The sequence below is a fragment of the Nonomuraea sp. NPDC052634 genome, from assembly GCF_040678535.1.
Classification (GTDB): Bacteria; Actinomycetota; Actinomycetes; order Streptosporangiales; family Streptosporangiaceae; genus Nonomuraea; species Nonomuraea fastidiosa.
In genome coordinates, this window is record NZ_JBFATY010000022.1 from 1 (window position 1) to 25,336 (window position 25,336).

General features: G+C 71.1%; 18 protein-coding genes. 9 read left to right on the top strand and 9 right to left on the bottom strand.

Annotated features, from left to right (window positions below; genetic code table 11):
• Positions 1-919 precede the first annotated feature (919 nt).
• Both AB0K67_RS40150 and AB0K67_RS40155 read left to right on the top strand, forming a co-directional pair.
• Complete coding sequence (locus tag AB0K67_RS40150) at positions 920-3,193, top strand: tetratricopeptide repeat protein (protein WP_364070804.1); 2,274 nt, start codon at positions 920-922, stop codon at positions 3,191-3,193.
• Positions 3,194-3,467: 274 nt separating this feature from the next.
• Positions 3,468-4,160 carry a DUF6348 family protein gene (locus AB0K67_RS40155; protein ID WP_364070807.1) on the top strand — a complete coding sequence of 231 codons (693 nt, stop codon included), beginning with the start codon at positions 3,468-3,470 and terminating at the stop codon, positions 4,158-4,160.
• Positions 4,161-4,301: 141 nt separating this feature from the next.
• Here the strand turns inward: AB0K67_RS40155 and AB0K67_RS40160 are convergent, their stop codons facing one another.
• Positions 4,302-5,771 carry a phosphodiester glycosidase family protein gene (locus AB0K67_RS40160; protein WP_364070810.1) on the bottom strand — a complete coding sequence of 490 codons (1,470 nt, stop codon included), beginning with the start codon at positions 5,769-5,771 and terminating at the stop codon, positions 4,302-4,304.
• Positions 5,772-6,028: 257 nt separating this feature from the next.
• Between AB0K67_RS40160 and trpS the strand changes: the two genes are divergently transcribed.
• A complete protein-coding gene (trpS, locus tag AB0K67_RS40165; protein WP_364070813.1) occupies positions 6,029-6,991 on the top strand; it encodes a tryptophan--tRNA ligase in 963 nt (320 codons plus the stop codon).
• A gap of 96 nt (positions 6,992-7,087) precedes the next feature.
• Here trpS and AB0K67_RS40170 read toward each other — a convergent pair whose 3' ends face one another.
• From AB0K67_RS40170 to AB0K67_RS40180, 3 genes are all read right to left on the bottom strand, one after another.
• Positions 7,088-8,701: a PucR family transcriptional regulator ligand-binding domain-containing protein gene (locus AB0K67_RS40170; RefSeq protein ID WP_364070816.1), complete on the bottom strand. Its 1,614-nt coding sequence runs from the start codon at positions 8,699-8,701 to the stop codon at positions 7,088-7,090.
• Positions 8,702-8,767: 66 nt separating this feature from the next.
• Positions 8,768-10,396, bottom strand: coding sequence for an AMP-binding protein (locus AB0K67_RS40175; RefSeq protein ID WP_364070819.1), 1,629 nt, complete (start codon positions 10,394-10,396; stop codon positions 8,768-8,770).
• A gap of 12 nt (positions 10,397-10,408) precedes the next feature.
• Entirely contained in the window at positions 10,409-11,107 is a 699-nt protein-coding gene (locus tag AB0K67_RS40180; protein WP_364070821.1) for a TetR/AcrR family transcriptional regulator C-terminal domain-containing protein, read from the bottom strand.
• Between the two features lie 55 nt (positions 11,108-11,162).
• Here AB0K67_RS40180 and AB0K67_RS40185 point away from each other — a divergent pair, with 55 nt between their 5' ends.
• The 4 genes from AB0K67_RS40185 (at position 11,163) to AB0K67_RS40200 (ending at position 16,778) form a co-directional block, all read left to right on the top strand.
• Positions 11,163-12,623, top strand: coding sequence for an MFS transporter (locus AB0K67_RS40185; RefSeq protein WP_364070824.1), 1,461 nt, complete (start codon positions 11,163-11,165; stop codon positions 12,621-12,623).
• 93 nt (positions 12,624-12,716) lie between these two features.
• Positions 12,717-13,997 (top strand): aspartate aminotransferase family protein, encoded by a 1,281-nt coding sequence (locus AB0K67_RS40190; protein WP_364070827.1) that lies wholly within the window; start codon positions 12,717-12,719, stop codon positions 13,995-13,997.
• Positions 13,997-15,514: a CoA-acylating methylmalonate-semialdehyde dehydrogenase gene (locus AB0K67_RS40195; RefSeq protein WP_364070830.1), complete on the top strand. Its 1,518-nt coding sequence runs from the start codon at positions 13,997-13,999 to the stop codon at positions 15,512-15,514. Before AB0K67_RS40190 ends, AB0K67_RS40195 begins: the two co-directional genes overlap by 1 nt.
• 97 nt (positions 15,515-15,611) lie before the next feature.
• The gene (locus AB0K67_RS40200) at positions 15,612-16,778 is read left to right on the top strand and encodes an extracellular solute-binding protein (protein ID WP_364070832.1); all 1,167 of its coding nucleotides are present in this window, start codon (positions 15,612-15,614) and stop codon (positions 16,776-16,778) included.
• Between the two features lie 137 nt (positions 16,779-16,915).
• Here the strand turns inward: AB0K67_RS40200 and AB0K67_RS40205 are convergent, their stop codons facing one another.
• A complete protein-coding gene (locus tag AB0K67_RS40205; protein WP_364070835.1) occupies positions 16,916-17,167 on the bottom strand; it encodes a hypothetical protein in 252 nt (83 codons plus the stop codon).
• Positions 17,168-17,326: 159 nt separating this feature from the next.
• The gene (gene gabT / locus AB0K67_RS40210; protein ID WP_364070836.1) at positions 17,327-18,655 is read right to left on the bottom strand and encodes a 4-aminobutyrate--2-oxoglutarate transaminase; all 1,329 of its coding nucleotides are present in this window, start codon (positions 18,653-18,655) and stop codon (positions 17,327-17,329) included.
• Positions 18,656-18,770: 115 nt separating this feature from the next.
• On the opposite strand from gabT, the gene AB0K67_RS40215 reads away from it, so the two are divergent.
• Positions 18,771-20,273 carry a PucR family transcriptional regulator gene (locus AB0K67_RS40215; protein ID WP_364070839.1) on the top strand — a complete coding sequence of 501 codons (1,503 nt, stop codon included), beginning with the start codon at positions 18,771-18,773 and terminating at the stop codon, positions 20,271-20,273.
• On the opposite strand, the gene AB0K67_RS40220 is transcribed toward AB0K67_RS40215, so the two are convergent.
• A complete protein-coding gene (locus AB0K67_RS40220; protein WP_364070842.1) occupies positions 20,239-20,865 on the bottom strand; it encodes a TetR/AcrR family transcriptional regulator in 627 nt (208 codons plus the stop codon). The genes AB0K67_RS40215 and AB0K67_RS40220 overlap by 35 nt on opposite strands.
• A 289-nt stretch (positions 20,866-21,154) precedes the next feature.
• Between AB0K67_RS40220 and AB0K67_RS40225 the strand changes: the two genes are divergently transcribed.
• Positions 21,155-22,582, top strand: a complete 1,428-nt coding sequence (locus tag AB0K67_RS40225) for an aldehyde dehydrogenase family protein (protein ID WP_364070845.1) — start codon at positions 21,155-21,157, stop codon at positions 22,580-22,582.
• A gap of 152 nt (positions 22,583-22,734) precedes the next feature.
• Here AB0K67_RS40225 and AB0K67_RS40230 read toward each other — a convergent pair whose 3' ends face one another.
• Positions 22,735-24,057 carry a hypothetical protein gene (locus AB0K67_RS40230; RefSeq protein WP_364070848.1) on the bottom strand — a complete coding sequence of 441 codons (1,323 nt, stop codon included), beginning with the start codon at positions 24,055-24,057 and terminating at the stop codon, positions 22,735-22,737.
• A 55-nt stretch (positions 24,058-24,112) separates the two neighbouring features.
• Entirely contained in the window at positions 24,113-25,231 is a 1,119-nt protein-coding gene (locus tag AB0K67_RS40235; protein WP_364070850.1) for a peptidase, read from the bottom strand.
• Positions 25,232-25,336 lie beyond the last annotated feature (105 nt).

The window sequence follows — 25,336 nt, forward strand, 5'->3', positions numbered from 1 at the left end:
GAACCCGGAAGTTAAGCTTCTCAGCGCCGATGGTACTGCACTCGGGAGGGTGTGGGAGAGTAGGTCACCGCCGGACAATCTTTGATGAGAGGGGTTTTGGTATCTGGTTTCGGATACCAAGGCCCCTCTTTTTTGTGTGTGTTGGGGGTGGGGTTCTGACACTTGTTTTGGGTGTTGGGGCCCCTCTTTTGTATGCCTGGGCTTTTTTGTGTGTGCTGGTTTTTGTGTGGGGTGTGTGGTGGGGGTTTGTTTTGTGTGTCTCGGGTTTTTGGGCTGGTGGTGGGTGGGTCGGGGTTATTGGGTTGCCGGCGCTGCTTGGGGTGTGCTCCGGGCGGCTGACCCGTTCTGCGCGGCAGGAGATCAGTGAACGGGTCGTGTGGCAGGACCTTGGGGCCGGGGCGGTGTGGCAGGAGTTTGGTGGCCGGGGTCGTGGCTGAGGAGCCCTTTGTCGCGGGCGGGCGTGGGGGCTGATGGCGGGCGCTTCGGGCGGGTGAATCGGAGCCCCATGAGGCTGCTCTGGGGCGGCTTGTGTCGCGCGAGGCTGTTCGGAAGCCGGGTTGGTGGTGTGGGGGTTCCGGGCGGTCGGGCTCGGCTGGCGTTCGAGGCTCTGTGCGGTGTGGACGGCCTGCTCTCTACGAGTGAGGTGCTTCGGCTGTGTGGCGGCGAGGGCTGGGTTGCGCCGCTCGGGCCTGTGGGGTGGGGTGCGGCGGGGCTTGTGGGCGCTTTGGCGGGTTGGGGGCTTGGGTGGTCCTGATGGCCGGGACTCAAGGGCGGTGGTTCGGGGTGGGGGCTGGGGGCGCTTTTCGGGCATGGTGGACTTCCGGTGGCGGGGGGCACGCGGCCCGGTCACTCTGGGTGTGTGACTCCTTCTCGCTCTTCGGACCGGGTATCGGCGCAGGTGAGGCGGCGGCGCCGGTGGATGCGCGTCCTTGCGTGGACGGTCGCACCGGTTGCGTGCACGCTCGTGCTCGCGGGGGTTGTGGACATCGTCGCCGGGATGTTCGGGACGCCCGGCAACCTGCTCGGGGTGCTGGACGAAATGGACAGCTTGCTCAGCATCGCCGTCGGGGGTGTGGGGTTGATGGTGGTGACGATGGTGGTCGTACGGGCGTCGAGAGGGGTGCGTGACGAGACAGCCGATTCATCCAGCGCCGTGGAACGTTCCATATCTGTCGAAGGGGACAATCCTGGCGTGGCGCTGACGGGGGACGGGGCGACCGCCGTGAACGTGGGGCGGGTGGACGTCGCGGGCGACGTACGGGTGGAGCCTCGGCCGCAGGTGCCGACGCGGCCGGTGCAGCTCGCACCCCGGACGCCCCTGCTGCTGGGCAGGGAGGAGGTGGTGGCCGAGGTCGGGCGGCGGTTGCGGCGAGGGCCGGGGCGGCCGTGCGTGGTGGTGATCTACGGGCTGGGCGGCGTCGGCAAGACGAGCGTGGCCGTCGAGTACGCCCACCGCCACCAGAACGACTACCGGCTCGTCTGGCAACTGCCGGCCACGGACGCGGCGGTGCTGTCGGTGGCGTTCGCCCGGCTGGCGGCGCTGCTCGGGGTGCGGGAGACGGAGGACCCGGCCGACCCGGTGGATCAGGTGCACGCGGCGCTGGCGGCGAGTCCCGAACCCTGGCTGCTCATCTTCGACAACGCGCCCGACGCGGACACGGTGCGGCGCTTCCTGCCACCGGCGGGACCGGGGCATGTGCTGGTCACCAGCAGGTCGGGAAGCTGGCCGCCGGAGCAGGGGCTGGAGTTGCCGGTGCTGGATCCGGATCCGGCGGTGGACCTGGTGCTGGCGCGGTCAGGGCAGGAGGACGCGGTGAGCGCCGCGGCGGTGGCGGTGGAGCTGGGCGCGCTGCCGCTGGCGCTGGAGCAGGCGGCGGCGTTCATGGCGGAGACGGGGCTGCGCCCTGCCGAGTACCTGGAGCTGCTGCACGACCAGCGGGCCGAGCTGCTGGGCCAGGGGCAGCCGTGGGGCTATCGGGAGCGGATCACGACGACGTGGCAGCTGTCGTTCGACAACCTGGCGCGGACCAGCCCGCAGGCGATCGCGCTGCTGCGGGTGCTGTCCTGCTGCTCGCACGAGCCGATCCCGTACCAGCTGCTGCTGTCGCCGCTGGACGGACGGGCGCCGCGCGAGGTGCTCGCGGCCGATGTGCGGCGGCAGCGTGCGTACGGGCGGCTGCCGGGCAGGCGGCTGCGGCGGGTACGCGAGCTGCGGCCCTGGCTGAGTGCGGTGATGGCGTTGCAGGAGCTGCCGAGCGACCCGCTGGCCGTGAACGCGGCGGTGAGCGCGCTGCGCGGGCACAGCCTGATCAGCCACCCGGCGGACGGCATGGCGTCGGTGCACCGGCTGGTGCAGGCCGTCACCCTTGACCGGTTGCCGCCGCAGGAGCAGCAGCGGTGGCGGGACGTGGCCGCCATGCTCCTGGAGTCGGTGCTGCCCGATGACCCGGCCGACCCCGCCGGCTGGCCACGGTACGCCGAGCTGCTGCCGCACATCCTGACCGTGCTCACGCCGATGTCGGCCGGGACCGGCAAGACGGCGCAGTACCTGGGGGCCAGCGGCGACTACCGGACGGCCCGGGCGCTGTACGAGGAGATCGGCGAGGCGCTCGCGGGACGGCTGGGCCCGGAGCATCCGTCCACGCTGACCGCCCGCCACGAGCTGGCCCGCTGGACCGGCGAGCTGGGTGACGCGGCGGCGGCCCGGCGGCAGTACGCGAACCTGCTGGCGATCCGGCAGCGGGTGTCGGGTGCCGAGCATCCCGATACGTTGACGGTGCGGCATGAGTTGGCGCGGTGGACGGGTGAGTTGGGGGATGTGGTGGCGGCCAGGGACATGTATGCGGGGTTGCTGGTGGTTCGGGAGCGGGTGTCGGGTGCCGAGCATCCTGACACGTTGACCGTCCGGCACGAGCTGGCCCGGTGGACGGGTGAGCTGGGCGATCCAGTGGCGGCGCGCGATCAGTACGCGGCCTTGCTCCCGGTACGCGAGCGGGTCTCCGGGTCCGAGCACCCCGACACGCTCACCGCCCGCGCCAACCTGGCCTACTGGATTGGGCGGGCGGGCGATCCCGCTGCGGCGCGCGATCAGTACGCGGCGCTGCTGCCGATCAGGGAACGCGTGCTCGGTCCCGACCATCCGGCGACGCGGTCGACGAGGGAGCAGCTCGCGTACTGGACGGAACGGGCTTAGCGCCCAGCCGCCTCGACGTCGAACGGCCCAGTGGCGGCCTCCTCAGGTCACTGAGACGAACGGGGCCGGTAGCGGTGCCGGACTTGCCCGCACAGGCGAAGAACGGTCGAGCCCACACAGGCGAAGAAGCGGGCGAAGCGCGGCTCGGCGTTGGTGGAGATGCCGTTCATACCGCCACATACCGGTCATCACAGTCGATTGGTGCAAATGCGGAATAAGGCGATGGCCGCTAGCCTGGCTGCCGATCAAACGGACCCGATCGGAGGGACAGGGCATGGACGGTGGACGACCGGCGGACGACATGGTGCTCGGCCTGGTCGCCGACCAGCTCAGCGCCGCGATGGGCGCGCCTTGGGAGGTGCGTGACGGCATGGCCAAGGGGCCGGGCACGCTCGCGGTCGTGCTCGGGGCCGACCACACCGGCCACCCTTCCCACCTGGACCTCGACTTCGTGCTCAACGTCAACCGGCCGCACGAGACCACGATCTCCGACTGCGTGACCGGCTACGGCTCCACCCCTGAGCAGGTCGCCGACCAGGCCGTGCGCATGTGGCTGGGCACGACCGGCAGCGCCGTGCTCGAACTCCTCGTCCAGGACGGCTCCCACGCCGTCCACTTCGCCCCCGGCGACCCCGGCGGGCTGCCCGGCTGGCATGTCATCCACGGCGGCATCAACGGCTGGGGCGTCGGTGATGAGCACGACGCCGTCCAGATGTGGGCCGTCCAGCACCCGCTGCTGCCTCACCTGGCGCCGGTGCTCAAGGGCACGTTCGACCGCGAGCTCCTGGTGGGCGTCAAGCTGGTCTTCGGCGGCGGCGAGGGCTCGGAGGTCGCGGAGGTCCGCGTCGGCGGGGTCGGGCACGAGGCGGCCTCGCGAGCGCTGGCCGAGCTCGACTGGCCGCGCCCGGAGCGCGGTTTCTCCTACGCTCGCACCTTCGCGCTGCTCGTCCACCCGGACGAGGACTGACCGGAGGACGCACAAAGGGACCCGCACGCGGTGGTGCGGGTCCTTGCGGCAACAGTCGCTCGGGCAGGACTAGCCGTGCGGGTCCCTTGCGGCAACAGTCGCTCGGGCAGGACTAGCCGTGCGGGTCCCTTGCGGCAACAGTCACTCGGGCAGGACCAGGAGGGCGTCGCCGACCGCGCGTTCCCGGCCGTCCGACGGACGGTTGACCACCTTCTTGCCGACCACCATGGCCGTCGAGCCGCCGCCGTCCAGGTTGATCGCCTGGGTGGCGCCGAGCCAGCGCATGAACTGGGCGGCCTCATGGAAGTTCGCGCCGACGCTCTCGCCGGGCCGGCGGCCGTCGATGGTGGCGAGGATGAGGCTGCCGTTGCGGGTCGTGCCGAGGAGGGTGCGCGGGTGGCGGCGCAGGATCATGTTGACCGAGTCGTGGCCGTCGCGCTTGGCGGTGATCTTCACCTTGCCGTTGCGGACCAGGCCGACGCCGCCGGCGATGACGTGCAGGTCGGGGGTGAGCTTGAGCGGCCGCCTGGTACGCAGGTCCACGACCTGCGTGACTATCTTGACGGTCCAGTTCTCCCAGGCGTGCTCGTTGACCCAGTCGGCGGCCAGGCCGTTGGCGTGCAGCACGCGCGTCCCTGCGGCGACGGCGGCACCGGAGGCGCGCAGGCCGATGACCTTGCCGTTCGCGTCGATGACCGCGTCGGTGCCGCCGGTGGGGGTCTTGGCGCCCCACTCCTCGGTGTAGAGGATCAGCTCGTCGGTGGCGGGAGCCCGGTTCACGCCGTTGACCTTGACCTTGGAGCCGTCCTGGGAGATGGCGGTGACGTCGGTCCGCAGCTCGGTGATCTTCGCGGTACGGCCCTTGAGCACGACCGCCGAGCGGCCGGGAACGGCCTCGCTCAGCAGCTTGCCGCCGACCACGGACGCGCCGACCGGCTCGCCGCGCAGCGCCTTGGCGGTGTGGATGTTGAAGAAGCCGCCGTTGACGCCGACGAGGGCCTTGCTCGCCTTGACCATGGACGAGACGGTCTCGCGCTTGGCGACGCTCCTGCCGAGCGAGGCGGCGTACGAGCCGCGGAACACCCGGGAGTCGATCATGACGACCTTGGCGCTCCACGGGCCGGTGGTCTGCAGCCCGTCGTCGCCGAGGTAGTCGACCTTGACCTTGAGCCCGGCCTCCTTCAGCTTCTTGGCGGCCTTCTCGGCCTTCTTCTTGTCTTTCAGCGGCCACATGCCGACGCGCACCATGTAGACGGTCTGCGAGGGCGCGTCGGCGACGCTCGGCCTGACGACCTCCTGCACGCTGGGCGTCTCACCGGCGGCTTCGACCTCGGCGGCCACGGCCTCGGCCGTGTGCTGCATGCCGTAGTCGCGTCCGCTGGGCATCAGGACGGTCAGCGTGTATCCGTCGGTGGCCTTGCCTGCCTGGACGTCGTACAGATCGATGCCCTTGGCCACGGCGGTCACCGTCTTGGTCGGTACGGGCCGCGCGCCCAGCGGGAACTTCGCCGACGGGAACCGTACCGTGCGCTGTTCCGCGTTGGCGGGCAGCGCCGTGAGGGTGATCGCGACGGCTAAAGCGAGGCCGCCTGCGAGGGTGCGTCGAGACATGAACTCTCCAGAGGGCGGTACAAGGGACCGCACCATACTGGCGAGATCAAACCCCGCAAGGCAGGCGAACACGCCAATTGGCTCAGGAAAATTACGAGATCCACACCGACCTCCGATATCCTGCGTACATGACTTGTTTCCGCATGTGGTGGCGGCCGAGAGACGGCCGCTGATTCGCCATGCGGGGGCCGTCCCAGAGACGGCCCGCCACCACGCAGGTCCTCTCCGGGACGGCATCGAGACCCAGGAGAGAGATCATGAACGACGTCGTTCTGACCGGTGACCGCCCGACAGGGCCGCTCCACCTCGGCCACTACTTCGGCTCCCTGGCCAACCGGGTCGAGCTGCAGGGCCGATATCCCATGTACGTGCTGGTCGCCGACTACCAGGTGATCACCGACCGCGACACCCCCGGTGAGATCCGGCGCAACACCACGGAGCTGGTGCTGGACTACCTCGCCGTCGGCATCGACCCCGCGCGGGCGGTGATCTTCCAGCACAGCGCGATCCCCGAGCTGAACCAGCTCCTGCTGCCCTTCCTGAGCCTGGTCTCGGTGGCGGAGCTGCAGCGCAACCCCACGGTGAAGGACGAGATCGCGCACAGCTCGCAGCGCGCGGTGAGCGGGCTGATGTTCACCTATCCGGTGCACCAGGCGGCCGACATCCTGTTCTGTAAGGGCACGCTGGTGCCGGTGGGCAAGGACCAGCTCCCGCACGTGGAGGTGACGCGGCTGGTGGCGCGGCGCTTCAACGAGCGCTACGGCCCGGTGTTCCCGCTCCCGCAGGCCCTGATGGGCGAGCAGCCGCTGCTCAAGGGGCTCGACGGCGGCAAGATGAGCAAGAGCAGGGGCAACGCCATCGCCCTGTCGGCCACCGAGGACGAGACCGCCGCTCTCATCCGCAAGGCCCGTACGGACTCCGACCGGCACATCACCTTCGACGAAGAGCGCCGCCCCGAGGTGGCCAACCTGCTCACGCTGGCCGGGCTGTGCCTGGGCCGCTCGCCGCGCGAGCTGGCCGAGGAGATCGGCGACCGCGGCGCGGCCGAGCTCAAGCGGGTGACCACGGAGGCGGTCAACGAGTTCCTGCGGCCGATCAGGAAGCGCCGGGCCGAGCTGGACGAAGGTGACGTGCGCCGGATCCTGGCCGAGGGCAACGAGCGGGCGCGCGAGCGCGCGGTGCGGACGCTGGAGGAGGTGCGCCAGGCCATGGGCTTCTGAAGGCACCGCCCGGATCGGCCCACCGACGGTTCGTCCCCCTCGGGCTCGCCGCCGTCGGCGGGCCGTCCATCCAGAGCGGGCCACCCGGCAAGCGCGTCAGCGGGCCTCTCGGCGGAACGACTCCAGGGCCAGCAGCGCCACGTGCAGCGACAGGCAGGACTCGACGTCGTCGAGGTCGGTGTCGAGGATGCGTTCCAGGCGGCGAAGCCGGTCGTAGAAGGCGGGCCTGGACAGGTGGGCCTTCTGGGCGGCGACCGCCTTGTTGCGCCCGCAGTCGAGGTAGATGCGCAGGATGCGGGTCAGGTCGCCGCCGCGCTGCGCGTCGTGGGCGAGCAGCGGGCCCAGCTCGCGCTCGGCGAACGTCTGCAGCCGCGCGTCGTCGCGCAGCAGGTGGAGCAGGCCGCGCAGGCGCAGGTCGGGCAGGCGGTAGTAGGGGCGCCCGTCGGGCTGGCGGACCGCCACCTCGGCGACCTGCTCGGCTTCGAGGAAGCTGCGGCGTACGTCCTTGATGGACTCGACGACAGAGCCGGCCGCCAGCACGAACGCGGCGCCCGGACACAGCCCGCGCAGCCGCTCGGCCAGCGCGGTCAGCGCCGGCTCGGCCTGGGTGCGCGGCGGAAGAGGCAGCAGCACGCCGACGCGGTCCTGGTCGAGCGCGCCCACCAGGGCGGGCAGGCGGGCGTCGCGGCAGGCGGCGGCGGTGCATTCGGCCAGCTCGCCGAGCCGCGCCTGTCCGTCGAGCGCCTGGTCGATGTGCTCGGTGGGCCGGATGACCACGCTGATCAGCCGGCGCCCGGTGAGCGGCACGCCCACCGCGCGGGCGCGGGCGGCGGCCTCGTCGGGGTCGGCGTAGGCGTGGGTGAGGATGCCGGTGATGATCGTGCCGTGCGCCTGGCGTTCGAGCGACTCCTGGTGGCGCTCCAGCAGGCGGCCGAGGGCGAGCGTGGTGGCGGCGCGCTCGGCGAGCACCATGTCGCGCGGCGAGGGCTTGCTGTCGCAGAGCAGGATGAGCCGCCCCCAGTCCTGTCCGCGCGCGCCGACCGTGGTGACCAGCCAGCCGGAGGCCGGATCGTAGGCGGTGCGCTCGGCCGGCGCGACCGCCCGCGACCTGGTCTCCCACCCGGCCAGCAGCTCGCCGGCGTCGCGGCCGGCGGCCTCGCAGGCGAGCACCTGGTGCGCGAGGTTCTCCAGCAGCACGGGACGGCCGGACAGCCGGGCCACCTGCGCCAGCACCTCGGCGGGCGACGCGCCTTCGACCGACAGCTCGGTGAAGACCTCGTGCAGCTGCTCGGAGGCACGCAGCTCCTCGAGCTGGATGTCGATGATCCGGGAGTGGACCGATTCGGTGATCTGCACGAACGGCGTCTCCCTGGTGAGCACGATGACCGGCAGCCCGTGCTCCTCCGCCGCCTTGATCACCGCGCGCGGCAGCTCGCGGACGAACCTGCGGCCCAGCTCCACGACCAGCCCGGAGGCCCCGACAGAGGAAAGCTCGCCGATGTAGTCGGCGAGCTTCTCGGGGTCCTCGGGCAGGGCGACGCCCGTGGTGAGAACGAGCTCGCCGCCGCGTAGGAGATGAGCGATGTCGGCGATCTCGCCGACGTGCACCCACCGCACCTTGGTGTCGAGGCGGTCGGCGCCGGCGACTACGCGCGGGTTGCCCCGGCGCACGGTCTCCAGGGCGAGCACGTCGGCGATGGTGGGGAGCACGGGGCAGAGCCTAGCCGATCATCTTGTAAGAACGCCCACGGGGCACATGACACTTTGTCGCCCTTGTCATGGGTTGAGGTCTTCTTCGCGATATTCCCGGCGAGGTTCGCGTACGCGCAGCTCGACGCGGCGGATCTTGCCGGAGATCGTCTTCGGCAGGTCGTCGAACTCCAGCCGCCGCACCCGCTTGTACGGCGCCAGCTCCCTGCGGGAGTGCTCGAAGATCGACCTGGCGGTCTCCTCGGAGGGCTCGTAGCCGGGGGCCAGCAGGATGAACGCCTTCGGCACCGCCAGGCGCACCGGGTCGGGGGCGGGCACCACGGCGGCCTCGGCCACGGCCGGGTGCTCCAGCAGCACGCTCTCCAGCTCGAAGGGTGAGATGCGGTAGTCGGACGCCTTGAAGACGTCGTCGGTCCTGCCCACGTACGTGATGTAGCCGTCCGCGTCGCGGGTGGCGACGTCGCCGGTGTGGTAGTAGCCGCCGCGCATCGCATCACCCGATCCGCCGACATATCCGGACATGAGGCCGAGAGGGCGGCGGTCGTCCAGCGGCAGGCAGATCTCCCCGTCGTCGCCCGGCTCACCGGTGACCGGATCGAGCAGCACGACCTCGTAGCCGGGCAGCGGCCGCCCCATGGAGCCCGGCTTGACCTGCTCGCCCGGGGCGTTGCCGATCTGCGCCGTGGTCTCCGTCTGGCCGTAGCCGTCCCTGATCGTGATGCCCCACGCCTTGGCGACCTGGTCGATGATCTCGGGGTTGAGCGGCTCGCCCGCGGCCACGGCCGTGCGCAGCGGCAGCTTCCAGGCGGCGAGGTCCTCCTGGATGAGCATCCGCCACACCGTCGGCGGCGCGCAGAACGTGGTCACCCGCTCGTCGCGCAGCACTTCGAGCAGCGCGGGTGCGGAGAAACGGCGGTAGTCGTGGATGAGCACGGTCGCGCCGGCGTTCCAGGGGGCGAAGACGTTGCTCCAGGCGTGCTTGGCCCAGCCCGGCGAGGAGACGTTGAGGTGCACGTCGCCCGGCTTGATGCCGATCCAGTACATCGTGGACAGGTGGCCGGCGGGGTAGGAGGCGTGGGTGTGCTCGACCAGCTTCGGCTGTGAGGTGGTGCCGGAGGTGAAGTAGAGCAGCAGCGTGTCGCCCGCCTTGGTGGGCGCGTCGGGGGTGAAGCTCGTGCTCGCCTCGTACGCCTCGTGGTACGGCAGCCAGCCGAACGCGTCGCCCACGGCGATCTTCGTGTACTCGCCGGCCTCGAACTTGCCCGCGTCGGCGGCGTTCGCGATGACGTGGGACACCCCGCCGCGCCTGATGCGTTCGGCGACGTCCTTGGCGGTGAGCAGCGTGGTGGCCGGGATGATGACCGCGCCCAGCTTCATCGCGGCGAGCAGCGCCTCCCACAGCTCGGCCTGGTTGCCGAGCATGAGCAGGATCCGGTCGCCCCTGCGCACGCCCTGCTCGTGCAGCCAGTTGGCGACCTGGTTGGAGCGGGCCGACAGCTCGGCGAAGGTGTAGACGGCGCTGCTCTCGCCGACGATCTTGAGAGCGATGGTCTCGGGGGTCTCGGCGGCCAGCACCCCGTCGAACCAGTCGAGCGCCCAGTTGAACTCGGCCGGTCTCGGCCAGCGGAAGTCGCGCCTTGCGGTTTCGGGGTCGGCGGCGAGAAGGAAGTCGCGGGCGGCACGGAAATCGCTCATGCCGGGATACTGCTACGAGGCACGCCGCCGCTCAAGACCGTCGAGCAACGACACGAGCCCGAAGTCGAACGACAACCGGCGCACGGTGTCGGGATCGCCGTCGGCGAGCGTGTCGACGCCCTCCAGCATCTCGGGGTGCGCTGCGGCGGCCTCGCGCACGGTGTCGCGCATCTGCCCGATGTCCTTGTCGCCCATGCTGGTCCTCCAGGCGATCTCGGGGATCGTCATGCCGAACACGTACGCGGTGAGCGTGGAGCCGCAGAAGTCGATGTCCAGGCCCTGGAAGCCGGCGGCCTTGAAGATGCGGCGGATGCGGTCGCCGACCCGCATCGAGTTGGGCCCGAGCGCGGGCAGGCGGCCGATCAGGTCGGCCGACCACGGGTGGCGCAGGATCGTCGCGCGCATGCCGTAGGCCAGCGCGGAGACGGCGTCACGCCAGCCCACGTCGTCGGGGTCGGGCACGATGATCTCGCCCCACACCTGGTCGTAGGCGAGTTCGAGCAGCTCGTCCTTGTTGGCGACGTACCAGTAGAGGCTCGTGGCACCGGCGCCCAGCCGGGCGCCGAGCTTGCGCATGCTCAGGCCGCTCAGGCCCTCCTGGTCGAGCAGCTCGACGGCGGCGGCCACGATCTCCTCCCTGCTGCGCCCCGGGGCGGCGGCGCTCTTGCGGGGCTCGCGGAGCCAGACGGAGGAGAACGGCTTGCTGCTCATGGCCTAAGGATAAATCCACTCGCACACTGTGCGAGTACTGTCGTACAGTGTGCGAGTGAACTCGAACACTGTACGAGACCCGCGCCGCTGGTGGATTCTCGGCGCGCTCTGCCTGGCACTGCTCGTCCTGGTCATCGACAACACCGTCCTCAACCTGGCCATCCCGTCCCTCAACCAGGAGATGGGCGCGACGCCGTCGGACATCCAGTGGATCCTCGACGCGTACGTGCTGGCCTTCGCCGGCCTGCTGATCACCGCGGGCAGCCTGTCCGACAAGTACGGCCGCCGCCGCATGCTGATCATCGGCCTGGTGTTCTTCGGCGGCGCGTCCCTGCTCGCCGTGATCGTCACCGAGCCCTGGCAGCTCATCGTCGCCCGCTTCCTCATGGGCGTCGGCGGCTCGCTCGTCATGCCGTCCACGCTGTCGATCCTGATGACGGTCTTCGACGAGGCCGAGCGGCGCAAGGCGATGGCCGCCTGGAGTGCCGTGGCCCTGGTCGGCATGGTGTCGGGGCCCACCCTGGGCGGCCTGCTGCTGGAGAACTACTGGTGGGGCTCGATCTTCCTGCTGAACGTGCCGGTGGCGGCGGTCGCCATCGTGGCCGCCGTCGTCCTGATGCCCGAGAGCCGCAGCCCCGCCCGCAGGATCGACCCGGTCGGCGTGGTGCTGTCGATCGTCGGCCTGACCGCCGCCGTCTACGTGATCATCGAGCGGGAATGGAACATCCCGGTCATCGTGACAGCGGTGATCGCGCTGACCGCGTTCGTCATCTGGGAGCGCAGGCGGGACGAGCCGATGCTGCCGCTGCACCTGTTCGCCAGCCGCAACTTCAGCGGCGCGTCGTTCTCGATCCTGCTCATGTCCTTCGGCGCCGGCGCCGTGATGCTCATGCTGACCCAGTACCTGCAGTTCGTGCTGGGCTACGGCGAGATGCAGGCCGGGCTGGCCATGCTGCCGTATGCCGTCGCCGCCGCGATCTTCAACGGCGTGGGCGCCGGGCTCGGGCAGCGGCTGAGCAACCGGGCGCTCGTCGGCCTCGGCCTGATGCTGATGGCCGGCGGCTTCGTGGTGATGGCGCTGACCACCGGCTACCTGCCGCTGCTCACCGGCCTGGTGATCATGGGCATCGGCGGCGGACTGGCGGGACCGTCGGCGTACTCCTCGCTCATGGGCGCCATCCCCGTCCAGCACGCCGGGGTCGGCTCCGCGCTCAACGACACCGTGCAGCAGGTCGGCATGGCGCTCAGCATCGCGGTCCTGGGCAGCGTGCTGGCCGGGCGCTACACCTCCGAGATGCCCGCCGACCTGCCCGCGGTCGCCAGGGAGTCGATCGGCGGCGCGCACAGCGCCGGGTTCGCGGGCATCGCCAACGAGGCGTTCACCTCCGCCATGCACCTCGGCTCGTGGGTGGGCGCCGCGTTCTGCGTGGCCGCCGCCGTGCTCGCGGTCAGCGTGCTGCGCCCGGCGCCGCAGGCGACGGCTCCCGAGCCCGCCCAGGAGAGCAGCGCGGTCTGACGGCAGCGGGTTTGCATGGTGTAAGGCATTTTCTCGGCTAGGCGACACGTTGCACGTAGGAGGGCACCGGAACGGAAAGGGATACTCGACAACATGTCGGACCTACTCGCGCGCCATCGGGCAGTGATGCCCAACTGGCTGGCACTCAACTACAACGATCCCATCGAGATCGTCAGTGGCAAGGGCAACCGCGTCACCGACGCGAACGGCAAGAGCTACCTCGACTTCTTCGCCGGCATCCTGACCAACATGATCGGCTATGACGTCCCCGAGGTACGTGAGGCCGTCGAACGCCAGCTCGCCACCGGGGTCGTCCACACCAGTACGGTCTACCTGCTGCGCGGGCAGATCGAGCTGGCCGAGAAGATCGCGAGGCTGTCCGGCATCCCGAACGCCAAGGTGTTCTTCACCAACTCCGGCACCGAGGCCAACGAGACCGCGCTGCTGCTCGCCACGTACGCGCGCAAGAGCGACCAGGTGCTCGCCATGCGGCAGAGCTACCACGGGCGCAGCTTCGGCGCGATCAGCGTGACCTCCAACCGGTCGTGGAAGAACAACTCGCTCTCCCCGCTCAACGTGCACTTCCTGCACGGCACCGACAGGCACCTGGCCCAGTTCAGGGGCCTGTCGGACGCCGACTACATCAAGGCGTGCGTCGACGACCTGCGCCACGTCCTCGCCACCTCCGTCTCCAACGACGTGGCCGCGCTGATCGCCGAGCCGATCCAGGGCGTGGGCGGCTTCACGATGGCGCCCGACGGGCTGTTCGCCGCCTACAAGGAGGTGCTGGACGAGCAGGGCATCCTGTTCATCTCCGACGAGGTGCAGACCGGCTGGGGCCGGACCGGCAGCTCGTTCTGGGGCATCGGCAACCACGGGGTGACGCCCGACATGATGACGTTCGCCAAGGGGCTCGGCAACGGGTTCGCGGTGGGCGGCGTCGTGGCGCGCGGCGACCTCATGGACGCCCCCCACGCGGTGGGCCTGTCCACCTTCGGCGGCAACCCCATCGCCATGGCCGCCGCCAACGCCACCCTCGACTACGTGCTCGACCACGACCTCCAGGCCAACGCGGCGCGCACCGGCGAGATCATCATGAGCGGCCTGAAGGCCGCCGCCGAGCGCCTGACGGTGGTCAAGGAGGTGCGCGGCAAGGGACTGATGTTCGCCGTCGAGCTGGAGAGCCCCGAGCAGGCGGGCCGCTTCATGGAGCTGACCAAGCAGGCGGGCCTGCTGGCCGGCAAGGGCGGCCTGTACGGCACCGCCATCCGCATGGCGCCGCCGCTCACCCTCACCGTGGACGAGGCCACCGAGGGCCTGGGCATCATCGTCACCGCCCTGGAGACCATCGACGCGGAGGCGAAGGACCGGTGATGGCAGAGACCAAGCACGTCAAGCACTGGATCGGCGGGGCACTCGTCGAGGGCGACGACACGCGTACCGCCGAGATCTTCAACCCCGCCACCGGCGAGGTGAGCGGCCACGTCGCGCTGGCCTCCGTCGCCGACGTGGACGCCGCCGTCGCCGCCGCCGCGGCGGCCTTCCCCGCCTGGCGGGACGCCTCGCTCACCAAGCGCACGCAGGTGCTGTTCCGCTTCCGCGAGCTGATGAACGCCCACCGCGACGAGCTCGCCGCCCTCATCTCCTCCGAGCACGGCAAGGTGCACTCCGACGCGCTCGGCGAGGTGGCCCGCGGCCTGGAGGTCGTGGAGTTCGCCTGCGGCATCCCGCACCTGCTCAAGGGCGGCTTCTCCGAGGGCGTCTCGACCCGGGTCGACTCCTACTCGATCCGCCAGCCGCTGGGCGTGGTGGCCGGCATCACGCCGTTCAACTTCCCCGCCATGGTGCCGATGTGGATGTTCCCCATCGCGATCGCCTGCGGCAACGCGTTCGTGCTCAAGCCGTCGGAGCGCGACCCGTCGGCCTCGCTGCTCATGGCGCGGCTGTGGCAGGAGGCCGGCCTGCCCGACGGCGTGTTCAACGTCGTGCAGGGCGACAAGGTGAGCGTGGACCGGCTGCTCGAACACCCCGACGTGCGCGCGGTGTCGTTCGTCGGCTCCACCCCGATCGCCAAGTACGTCTACGAGACCGGCACCGCGCACGGCAAGCGCGTCCAGGCGCTCGGCGGCGCCAAGAACCACATGCTGGTGCTGCCGGACGCCGATCTCGACCTGGTGGCCGACTCGGCGGTATCCGCCGGGTTCGGCTCGGCGGGGGAGCGCTGCATGGCGATCTCCGTGGTGCTGGCCGTCGAGCCGATCGGCGACGAGCTGGTCGAGAAGATCGTCGAACGCGTGGGCAGGCTCGTGGTCGGCCCCGGCGACGACCCCAAGTCCGACATGGGGCCGCTGGTCACCGGGCCGCACCGCGACAAGGTGGTCTCCTACCTCGACCTCGGCGTCCAGGAGGGCGCCAAGCTGGTCGTGGACGGCCGCGAGACGCCCGTGCTCGGCGGCGGCAAGGCGGCCGAGACGCCCGGCTTCTGGCTCGGGCCGACCGTGCTCGACCACGTGCCCGTCGGGTCGCGCGTGCACACCGACGAGATCTTCGGCCCGGTGCTGTCGATCGTGCGCGTCTCGTCGTACGAGGAGGGCCTGAAGGTCATCAACAGCGGCCAATACGGCAACGGCACCGCCATCTTCACCAACGACGGCGGCGCGGCCCGGCGCTTCCAGAACGAGGTCGAGGTGGGCATGATCGGCATCAACGTGCCGATCCCGGTGCCCATGGCCTTCTACAGCTTCGGCGGCTGGAAGGCGTCGCTGTTCGGCGACACCCACGTCCACGGCACCGAGGGCGTGCACTTCTACACCCGCGGCAAGGTCGTCACCTCCCGCTGGCTCGACCCCTCGCACGGCGGCGTGAACCTGGGCTTCCCCACGAACGGGTAAGCGGCGCTCACCGGCGGGAGGAACGGCGCGTCCTCCCGCCCGCCTCCCCGGTAAGCTCCAGCACGACGGATGAGGGGGGACGACAAGGGGGGACATCGTGAACGGTCGTCGTACTTATGCCCTGGCGCTCGCCGTGACGGCGCTGGTCGCGGGCGTGGGCGCGACGGCCTCCACGGGCGTCACGGCAGGTACGGCCTCAGGGCAGCAGGCCGTACGGCCCAAGCCCACCCCCACCGCCACGAGCAGCGCCACCCCCACGCCCACGCCGAGCGCCACCCAGCTCGACGGCACGCTGCAGATCCTCACCTACCGCGGCTACGCCGAGTACGGCGGCGTCAGCTCCCGGGTCAACTGGGTGGGCTCGTTCGAGCGGGAGACCGGCTGCCGCATCGCCAGGCTCGACATCGCGCAGACCGCGGAAGAGCTGGCCGCCCGGGTCGGCGACCGGCCCTACGACCTCGTCACGGCCGGTCCCGCGCTGGCCGCCGACCTGATCCAGCGCGGGCAGGCGCAGCCCATCGACCCGGCCAAGGTGAGCGGCTACAACGACCTCGACAAGCGGTTCCGCGACATGACCACCGTCTCCGGCAAGGTCTACGGGGTGCCGTACCTGTGGGCGTACGACGAGTTCGTCCGCGACCGCAACGCCGGGGGAGGGCTCGACGACGTGTTCTCCTCGACGCGGTCGGCGCTCAGGGACAGCCCGCTGACGATCGCCGCCGCCGCGCTGGCCGAGGGGGCGAAGGACCCGTACGAGCTGAGCGAGGCCGACCTGGACAAGGCGACGGCGCTGCTCGACCGCAACAAGGACCGCACCTACTGGCGCAACCCGATCGACCTGATCAAGGGGTTCGCCACGGGGGCGCTCGACTACGCCCAGGTCACCCCCTACTACCGGACGCTCCTGCAGAAGGCCGGGGTGCCGGTCGAGACCATCAAGACGCGCACGACGACCGGGTGGCTCGACTCCTGGATGCTCACCTCGTCCATGCCCGACACCACCTGCGCCTACCGGTGGCTCAACTGGGTGACCGCGGCCGACGCGCAGCGCGACGCCGCCGCGTGGACGGGCATGGCGCCCGCCAGTGAGAAGGCGTGCAAGGGGCGGGCCAGGGCGATGTGCAGGACGTACGGGATGGGCGACGGCAAGCGGCTCGATCGTGTGAAGTTCGCGGTGCGCCCGCCCGGTGATTGCCGCGCGGACGACGGGGAATGCACGGACTACGCCACCTGGGTCAAGCGGTGGCAGGAGCTCATGAAGTAGATGGGGCCGCTGCCCCAGCGGAAGGTGCCGCGGGCTCGCCCTGTTCTCGGCCGGGCGCGGCCCGCTCAGAGGTGCCCCGGGCCCTCCCCGCTGTCCCGGGGCGTTCTCGCCGCGCGTGCGGGCGATGGCCGCGCGCGTCAGCGGGACGGGAAGGCCACGACGGTGGCCATGGGCGCGGGCACGAGGGCCTCGGCGCAGTCGGCGCACGCGAGGACGGGCGCGTCGTCGGGCAGGCGGCCCACCCGCACACGCGGGCGCGGCCATCTCTTGTGGCAGACGACGCAGGCGTCGCCGTCGCGCTGAGCCCAGGTCAGGCCCTCAGGATCGAAGGTCAGCATGTCCTGCGTCGCTCTGGTCGAACCCCAGTTCATCACGCTCCCACCAGCCATGGGACTCTCCGCATGTCGGAACCGTTATAACCCTGACTGAGGCCGTGAGCGTCCTGCAGAGCGTCAAGTCAGAGTGAATTCTCTACCCATGCGACGCCGTTTACACCACAAAAACGGGCATCCAGCCGCAAGCTGGATGCCCGTTTCGTTGGGTTTCGTCTAGAGGTCGGCGATCGCCTTCTCCAGGATGCCAAGGCCCTCCTCGAGCAGGTGCTCGGGGATGACCAGCGGCGGCAGGAAGCGCAGCACGTTGCCGTACGTGCCGGCCGTCAGCACCAGCAGGCCATCGGCGTGGCAGCGCTTGACGACCTCGGCGACAGCCGCCGGGTTCGGCTCCTTGGTGCCCGGCTCGACCAGCTCGATCGCGATCATCGCACCCCGGCCGCGCACGTCACCGATCAGGTCGAAGCGCTCCTTGAGCGCCTCCAGGCGGGGCAGCATGATCTCGCCGATCCGCCGGGCCTTGGCCACCAGGTCCTCGGCCTCGATCGTCTCCAGCACGCCCAGCGCGGCCTCGCAGGCCAGCGGGTTACCGCCGTACGTGCCGCCGAGCCCGCCCGGGTGCACCTTGTCCATGATCTCCGCGCGGCCGGTCACCGCCGCCAGCGGCAGGCCGCCCGCGATGCCCTTGGCCGTGGCGATGATGTCGGGGACGATGCCCTCGTCCTCGCAGGCGAAGAGCGTCCCCGTACGCGCGAAGCCGGTCTGCACCTCGTCGGCCACGAACACGATGCCGTTCTGCTTGCAGAACTCCGCGATGCGCGGCAGGAAGCCCCTGGCCGGCACGATGAAGCCGCCCTCGCCGGCGATCGGCTCGATCACCACCGCGGCCACGTTCTGGGCGCCGATCTGCTTGGTGATCACGTCGATGGCCTGCGCGGCCGCCTCCTCCGCGCAGTTCTCCGGGCCCGTCGGCCACCGGTACGGGTAGGCGAGCGGCACCCGGTAGACCTCCGGCGCGAACGGCCCGAAGCCCTGCTTGTACGGCATGTTCTTGGCCGTCAGCGTCATCGTCAGCAGCGTGCGGCCGTGGTAGCCGTGGTCGAACACCACGACGGCGGGCCGGCCCGTGGCGTGACGGGCGATCTTGACCGCGTTCTCCACGGCCTCGGCGCCCGAGTTCACCAGGAACGTGCGCTTCTCGTGCTCTCCCGGGGTCAGCTCGTTGAGCTTCTCGCACACCCGCACGTACGACTCGTACGGGGTGACCATGAAGCAGGTGTGGGTGAAGTCGGCCACCTGCTTGCGCACCCGCTCGACGACCCTGGGCGCGGAGTTGCCCACGTTCGTCACGGCGATGCCGGAGCCGAAGTCGATCAGCGAGTTCCCGTCGGCGTCCTGCACCACGCCGCCACCCGCGCGGGTCACGAACACCGGCAGCGTGGTGCCGACGCCGGGCGGGACGGCGGCCTGCTTGCGGGCCAGCAACTCCTGCGACTTGGGGCCTGGGATGGCGGTCACGACGCGCCGCTCCTGGGGAATGCTCATGCCACCGACGCTACGGGCGCTTCCCACCTGCGCCGATACGTCGGTATGTCACACTGGGAGTGGTCCTCTTAGCCGAAATGGACAATTTCGCATGCCGCCTACGCTCCAGACCGTCATGCGTCGCATGCAACTCAAGCCGCTGGCCGGCACCGCGCGGCCCGGCGTGCTCGACGCGCCCGTACGCTGGGTCGCCGTCAGCGAGCTGTCCGATCCGACGCCCTACCTGGAGGGCGGCGAGCTGCTGCTCACCACCGGCCTGCGGATGGAGGGCGACCTGTCCGGCTACGTCGCCCGGCTGGTCAGGCGCGGGGTCGCCGGGCTCGGATTCGGCGTCGGGGTCTCGCACGAGGAGACGCCGCCCGGACTGGTCGAGGCCGCAGAAGCGGCCGGGCTGCCGCTGCTCGAAGTGCCGCGCGAGATGCCGTTCATCGCCATCGGCAAGGCCGTCAGCGAGCTGCTCGCGGCCGAGCAGTACGAGGAGATCAGCCGCGCCTTCGCCGCCCAGGGCCGCCTGACGCGGGCGGCGCTGCGCCAGGAGGGCGTGGAGGCCGTCATCGACCGGCTGGCCAAGGAGGTCGGCGGGTGGGCCGCGCTGCTCGACGAGTCCGGCGAGGTCCGCCACGCCACGCCCGGCGCGCGGACCGAGGCGGTCGCGGCCGAGCTGTCCCGGCGTCGCGGCCGTCCCTTCGAGCCCGTGCCGGCCGCCGGTGAGGCGCGGATGCCGGCCAGTCTCGCGCTGTCCGCGCCCGGCGAGCACATCGTCGTGCAGCCGCTGGGCGGCGGGGGCAGGCCGCGCGGGTTCTTCGCCGTCGGGGCCGAGCACGCCTTCTCACCCGTCACCCACACCGTGATCAACGCGGCGGGCTCCCTGCTCACGCTCTCCATGGAGCAGGGCAGGGCCCAGCGCGCCGCCGAGCGCAGCCTGCGGGCCGCCGTGCTCGAACTGCTGCTCGCGGGGGAGGAGGAGCGGGCCAGGGCGGTGCTCGGCCGGCTGGGCGGGCGGCTGCCCGCCGCACCCGTGGTGGCGCTCGCGGCGGGACCCGAGGCGCTGGACGCGCTGGAGCCGGTCGCCTACGCCGCGCTGACCGGCGTGCCCGACGTCGTGGCGCTCGTACCCGAGCAGGACGCCGAGGAGGTGGCGCTGGGCGCGGGGGTGCCGGTCGGCGTGAGCCTGCCCACCGGCTACGGCTCGCTGCGCGACGCGCTCGACCAGGCCAGGCGGGCCCTGGAGGCGGCCGGCGACACGCGGCGCGGGCCGGTCGTCAAGTTCGGCGAGCTCGCGGGGCAGGGGCTGCTCGCGCTGCTCGACCCGGCCGCCGCCCACGCGTTCTCCACGGCGGTGCTGGCCCCGCTCAACGCCTACGGCTCGCGGGCCGACCTGGTGGAGTCGCTGCGGGCGTACCTGGAGAGCAACGGCCACTGGGACGCGGCGGCCCAGCGGCTCGGCGTGCACCGCCACACGCTGCGCTACCGCATGAGGCGCGTCGCGGAGCTGCTCGGCCGCGACCTCGACGACCCCGGCGTACGCGCGGAGCTGTGGCTCGCCCTGGAGGCGGCGGGCCGCCCCCGGGCCAAGCGGCGGGCTACTCCGGCTTTTCGACCTGGTAGCAGCAGATGACCGCGTTCGTCACCGCCTCGTAGGTGCGGCCGTCGCGCAGGTGCCCGGCCCGTTCCAGGCTGATCGCGCCCTGAGCGGCCGACCACAGCGCGTCGGCGATCTTGCGAGGCTGCGTCGGCACCAGGTAGCCGGCCGAGATGCAGTCGGCGATGACCCGATCGAGGATGTTGAGCGCGGCACGCGCCAGCGTCCTGGCGCGCTCGCTGGGCTCGAAACCGGGGATCGCCCGCTCGAACATCAGGCTGTAGTAGCCGGGCTCGGACAGGCACGCCTGCCGGTAGGCCGGGCTGAGCGCCGTCAGGTGCTCATACGGATTGCGCCGGGGCGGCACCGCCTCCAGATACCGGCGGAACCGCTCGAACCCCTCCAGATAGAGCGCCTCCGCCAGCCCCTCCCGGTTGCCGAACATCGTGTAGATGACGGTCGTCGTGCAGCCGGCCTCGGCGGCGATCCTGCGCATGGTCAGGCTGTCGGGCCCGTCGCTCTGGAGCAGGTTGACCGCCACGTCGAGCAGACGCGAGCGGAGTTCGTCATGGCTGGCGCGCTCACCCTGGGAGTACGCACCCTGCAGTCCGAGAGGCGCCGAGGTCATGAGACCTCCTTAGTGGCCAAGGAGCTATGCGTCCTTGTGACCTCACGTCGTTCGGTCACGGGGCCCACGCCTTTCTGATCGGGGGCCCACCGCGCTGGAGACCCGCACCCGATGACTTAGCCATGGCGGAGATCCCTCAAACCACTCCGCATGGTAAACATCCCGAATTGGGTCTACTTCTGTTACATCATGGGTATACAACGGGGCTTGTACTTAACGGTGAGCCCTCGTGTGAGTCTTGTGCATCGTGGTGTAAATCCCCCGTGCGGCCGTGGCATAACGTCGAGGTATGGACGTGCGTACCTTCTGGCTGGCCGGCCGCGCCGCGACCGGGGAGACCGAGCTCACTGTCACCAACCCCCACGACGGCCGCGAGGTCGGGCGGCACTCCGTGCCGACCGACGCCCAGGTGGAGGAGGCCGTGGCGGCCGCGCACGCGGTCGCGAAGGAGGCCGCCGCGCTGCCCGTGCACGTGCGCGCCGAGGCGCTGGCCCACGTCTCGCGCCGCATCGCCGAGCGCGCCGACGAGATCGCCCACCTCATCACCGCCGAGAACGGAAAGCCCATCATGTGGGCGCGCGGCGAGGTGAGCCGCGCCATCGCCACGTTCCGCTTCGCCGCCGAGGAGACCCGCCGCTGGTCCGGCGGCGTGCAGCGGCTCGACACCGAGCCCGCGGCCAACGGGCGCCTCGCCTACGTCACCCGCGTGCCCAAGGGCCCCGTGCTGGCGATCACCCCGTTCAACTTCCCGCTGAACCTGGTCGCGCACAAGGTCGCCCCCTCCATCGCCGTCGGCGCGCCCGTCGTCGTCAAGCCCGCGCCGGCCACCCCGCTGTCCTCGCTGCTGCTCGGCGAGATCCTGGCCGAGACCGACCTGCCCGCCGGCATGTTCTCGGTGCTGCCCATCGAGAACGCGCGCGCCTCCGCCCTCGTGACCGACCCCCGGCTGCCCGTCGTGTCGTTCACCGGCTCCGCGCCCGTCGGCTACGCCATCGCCGACCAGGTGCCGCGCAAGCACGTGACGCTGGAGCTGGGCGGCAACGCCGCCGCCGTCGTGCTGGCCGACGCCGACCTCGACTGGGCCGCGCAGCGCATCGCGCTCTACTCCAACTACCAGGCCGGGCAGAGCTGCATCGCCGTCCAGCGGGTGATCGTCGAGGAGCCGGTCTACGACGCGTTCGTCGAGCGGCTGCTGCCCGCCGTCAACTCCCTCGTCACCGGCGACCCCGCCGACGAGAAGACCCAGGTCGGGCCGCTGGTCTCCGAGGCCGCCGCCGAGCGGGTCGAGCAGTGGGTGCGCGAGGCCCTCGACGCCGGCGCCACCCTGCTCGCGGGCGGCGGCAGGGACCGCGCCACCATCGAGCCGACCGTGCTGGCCGACGTGCCGCGCGAGGCGAAGGTCGCCTGCGAGGAGGTCTTCGGGCCCGTCATGATCCTCCAGCGGGCCGCCTCCATCGACGAGGCGTACGCGATGGTCAACGACTCCAAGTACGGGCTGCAGGCCGGCGTGTTCACCCGCTCGCTCGACGCCGCCTTCCGGGCCAACAGGGAGCTGGAGGTGGGTGGCGTGATCATCGGCGACGTGCCGTCGTACCGGGCCGACCAGATGCCGTACGGCGGGGTGAAGGACTCCGGCGTCGGCCGCGAGGGGCTGCACTCGGCCATGGAGGACCTGACGTACGAGAAGGTCATGGTCCTGACCGGGCTGACGCTCTGACGCCTTAGTGGTGCGGCGGGCCGCCGGCTCTGGAGCTCAGTGGTGCGGCGGGGTGACGCAGCGCGCCCGCCACCCCGCCAGTCTTAGGGGCCCGTCTTAGGGGCCCGTCTCTGGGGGCCCGTTTCAGGGGCCCGTCCGGTGGGGCCCATTCTTCAGGCGCGCTCCGCCGTGCGGAAGAGCGCCTTGATCGTGTCGCCGAAGTACGGGCCGTACATCGTGCGCCGGTCATCGCTGTACTTGAAGCTGCTCAGCGACATGATCGTGCCCTTGCCCGTCGCCGTGTCGAATGAGGTCATCCACGGGCCGCCGCTCGCCCCGGCCGTCATGTCGCAGCCGAGCCCCTGGTCGCGGGTCTGGCCGTGCGGGTCGCTCTTGAGCCGGCCCGCGCAGTAGACGAGGTGCGAGCCGTCGTACGGCGGGTCGGCCGGGTAGCCGAAGCCGAACGCCTGGCCGCCCCTGGGCGTGTTGAACGCGATGTCCTGGCCTCCCACGACGTCGGTCACGTGCCGGCCCCGCGAGGTGGCCAGGGCGACCATGCCGACGTCGTAGTTGTCGTCGGCGCTGCGCGACCACGGGCCGGCGACGAACATGCGGCGGGCGGCGTACTGGCCGTACGGGCGCGGGCCCGCCGTGCCGTACGCGGGGACGAACGTCCAGTTCGCCGCCCACTCGCCGGTCCCGTCCTTGACGCAGTGGCCCGCGGTGACCACGACGTCCCTGTTGGCGCTCTTGACCGTGCTCGCCGAGCAGACGAAGTCGACGCCCGCGACGGTCAGGAACACCCGCCCCGTGGTCCGCGCCACCTGGCCGCCGGTGATCCAGCGGGAGCCGGACGTGGTGGTGGCCGGCTTGGCGGGCCTGCCCGGCACCGCCGGGGCGAGGGGGCGGGCGGCGGCCATGAGTTCGCGCGGGGCCGGCAGGTCGGCGCTTCCGCTCGGCGCGGCCGCTCTGCCGTACGCGAGCTCTTTGGACGCGCCGTCCGTGGGGTGGCCGGACGCGCCGCCCGCGAGCTGGCCGGCAGCGCCGCCCGCGAGCTGTTCGGGAGCGCCGCCCGCTGTCCCCTTGGGAGCGCCGCCCGCGAGCCCGCCGGTGAGACCTTTCGCGAGACCTTGCGTCAGACCTTGCGTGAGGCCGCCCGGGAGGTCGCCCGGGAGGTCGCTCTGCAGAAGGCCGCCGTTCTTGAGGAGACCGCCGTTCTTCAGGCCGCGCTCGACGAGATCGAGCAGGTCGATCGGCAGCGCCCTGGCCATGCGTTCAGGAGTCCAGTACGCGAGCACGCGCCGCTGATCGACGGGCGTTCTGGCGGCCACGTGCTCGACGATGTCACCGCGCTCCGCAAGGCGCGCGGGAGCGACGGCCGGGGCTCCGGCCAGGGTGTCGGCCTGCTGGCGGACGGGTGCCGCACCGACGAGGGCGGGGCCGATCAGCCCCGCCAGGAGCGGGGCCGCCGCAAGCAGGGGGGTGCTCATGGTCATGTCCCATGAGTGTGCACCACGAGATGTGTTCTTGTGACTACTTTCGGTGAATTGATCAGGCTGCGTTGGTGCTTTGTGCCGCTTGATAGACGGCCTGGGCCTCGCTCCCGAAATAAGGGCCGAACATCCAGTTGGGGGCGAAGTTGTATTTGAAGCTGTTGACGGAATTCTGCGTGCCGAGACCGGTGGATTCGTCGAAATTCAGCATCCAGGGGCCGCCGCTTGAGCCGCCGGTCATGTTGCACGTCAGTCCGAGGTCCTCGCTGGCCAGGACGTCGTCGAACGTCTGCCCGCTGCAGTAGACGAGCTTCGAGCCGTCGTACGGGGCCGCCGCCGGGTAGCCGAAGGCGTACATCTGCCGGCGTCGCGGCTGGTTGAAGGCCACGCCCTGGCCGCCGACGGTGTCCACCAGCGTCTTGCCGTCGACCGGCGCGACCACGGCGGCGGCCACGTCGAAGTTGATGTCCTCGCGGGTGTTCCACTGCTGGGTGGTGAGCAGCCGGGTGGCCGGCCAGGTGCCGAAGGGGCGGTTGCCCTTGTCGTAGCCGGGGACGAAGACCCAGTTCGTGTGGAACGTTCCGTTCATCTTCACGCAGTGGCCCGCGGTCAGCACCACGCTCTTGTTGGCGCTGGTCACCGCCGTGCCGGAGCAGGAGGCGTTGCGGCCCTGGGTGGTGAAGAAGATCCGCCCGGTGGTGCGCGCGACCGCGCCGCCCTTGGTCCACGCCGCGCCCGGGCTGTTCGCGGCCTGCGTGCTCGTGCCGCCGCCCGCCGTGCCGCGGGTGGGTGGAGCGGTCCAAGCCGTGCCCTGGCGAGGCTCGGCCGCGCTGGGCGCCGCCTTGGGGTCGGGGGCGTCGAGCGGCTTGGCGGACTCCATGCGCTGCTCCGTCCAATACGTCATCACCTGCCGGCGCTCGGACGCCGAGTCGGCGGCGGCGTGCTGGGCGGGCTTCGGCTGCCCCTTCGACGGGGTCTTCGCCTGGGCCGGGGTCTTCGACGCCACCCGGTCCTTCTGCGCGGTCCCGGACACTCCCGCCGGCTCGCCAGGGGACGCGCCGCGGGCGCCCGGGCCGCCCTCAGGGCCGGACGCCTGTGCCGCTCCCGCGGGCAGCGCACCGGCCAGCAAGGTGCCGGTGAGCGCGGCGGCGGAGAGCAGGGCGATTCTGCGGTGCATTACGTACCTCCCTAATACTCCAGCCGCACTTCGAGATCTCGATCTGGTCGAGGCTGAGACGTGAGACGGCCACCGCAGTGATCATGTGGGTGTGTGGAATCCAGA

Bases quoted from the DNA above. Each gene is read 5' to 3' on its own strand.
- AB0K67_RS40155 (WP_364070807.1), top strand. From the start codon at position 3,468: ATGGACGGTGGACGACCGGCGGACGACATGGTGCTCGGCCTGGTCGCC.
- AB0K67_RS40175 (WP_364070819.1), bottom strand. From the start codon at position 10,396: ATGAGCGATTTCCGTGCCGCCCGCGACTTCCTTCTCGCCGCCGACCCC.
- AB0K67_RS40230 (WP_364070848.1), bottom strand. From the start codon at position 24,057: ATGACCATGAGCACCCCCCTGCTTGCGGCGGCCCCGCTCCTGGCGGGG.
- AB0K67_RS40225 (WP_364070845.1), top strand. From the start codon at position 21,155: ATGGACGTGCGTACCTTCTGGCTGGCCGGCCGCGCCGCGACCGGGGAG.
- AB0K67_RS40195 (WP_364070830.1), top strand. From the start codon at position 13,997: ATGGCAGAGACCAAGCACGTCAAGCACTGGATCGGCGGGGCACTCGTC.
- AB0K67_RS40235 (WP_364070850.1), bottom strand. From the start codon at position 25,231: ATGCACCGCAGAATCGCCCTGCTCTCCGCCGCCGCGCTCACCGGCACC.
- AB0K67_RS40205 (WP_364070835.1), bottom strand. From the start codon at position 17,167: ATGGCTGGTGGGAGCGTGATGAACTGGGGTTCGACCAGAGCGACGCAG.
- AB0K67_RS40215 (WP_364070839.1), top strand. From the start codon at position 18,771: ATGCGTCGCATGCAACTCAAGCCGCTGGCCGGCACCGCGCGGCCCGGC.
- gabT (WP_364070836.1), bottom strand. From the start codon at position 18,655: ATGAGCATTCCCCAGGAGCGGCGCGTCGTGACCGCCATCCCAGGCCCC.
- AB0K67_RS40220 (WP_364070842.1), bottom strand. From the start codon at position 20,865: ATGACCTCGGCGCCTCTCGGACTGCAGGGTGCGTACTCCCAGGGTGAG.
- AB0K67_RS40180 (WP_364070821.1), bottom strand. From the start codon at position 11,107: ATGAGCAGCAAGCCGTTCTCCTCCGTCTGGCTCCGCGAGCCCCGCAAG.
- AB0K67_RS40150 (WP_364070804.1), top strand. From the start codon at position 920: ATGCGCGTCCTTGCGTGGACGGTCGCACCGGTTGCGTGCACGCTCGTG.
- AB0K67_RS40190 (WP_364070827.1), top strand. From the start codon at position 12,717: ATGTCGGACCTACTCGCGCGCCATCGGGCAGTGATGCCCAACTGGCTG.
- AB0K67_RS40160 (WP_364070810.1), bottom strand. From the start codon at position 5,771: ATGTCTCGACGCACCCTCGCAGGCGGCCTCGCTTTAGCCGTCGCGATC.
- trpS (WP_364070813.1), top strand. From the start codon at position 6,029: ATGAACGACGTCGTTCTGACCGGTGACCGCCCGACAGGGCCGCTCCAC.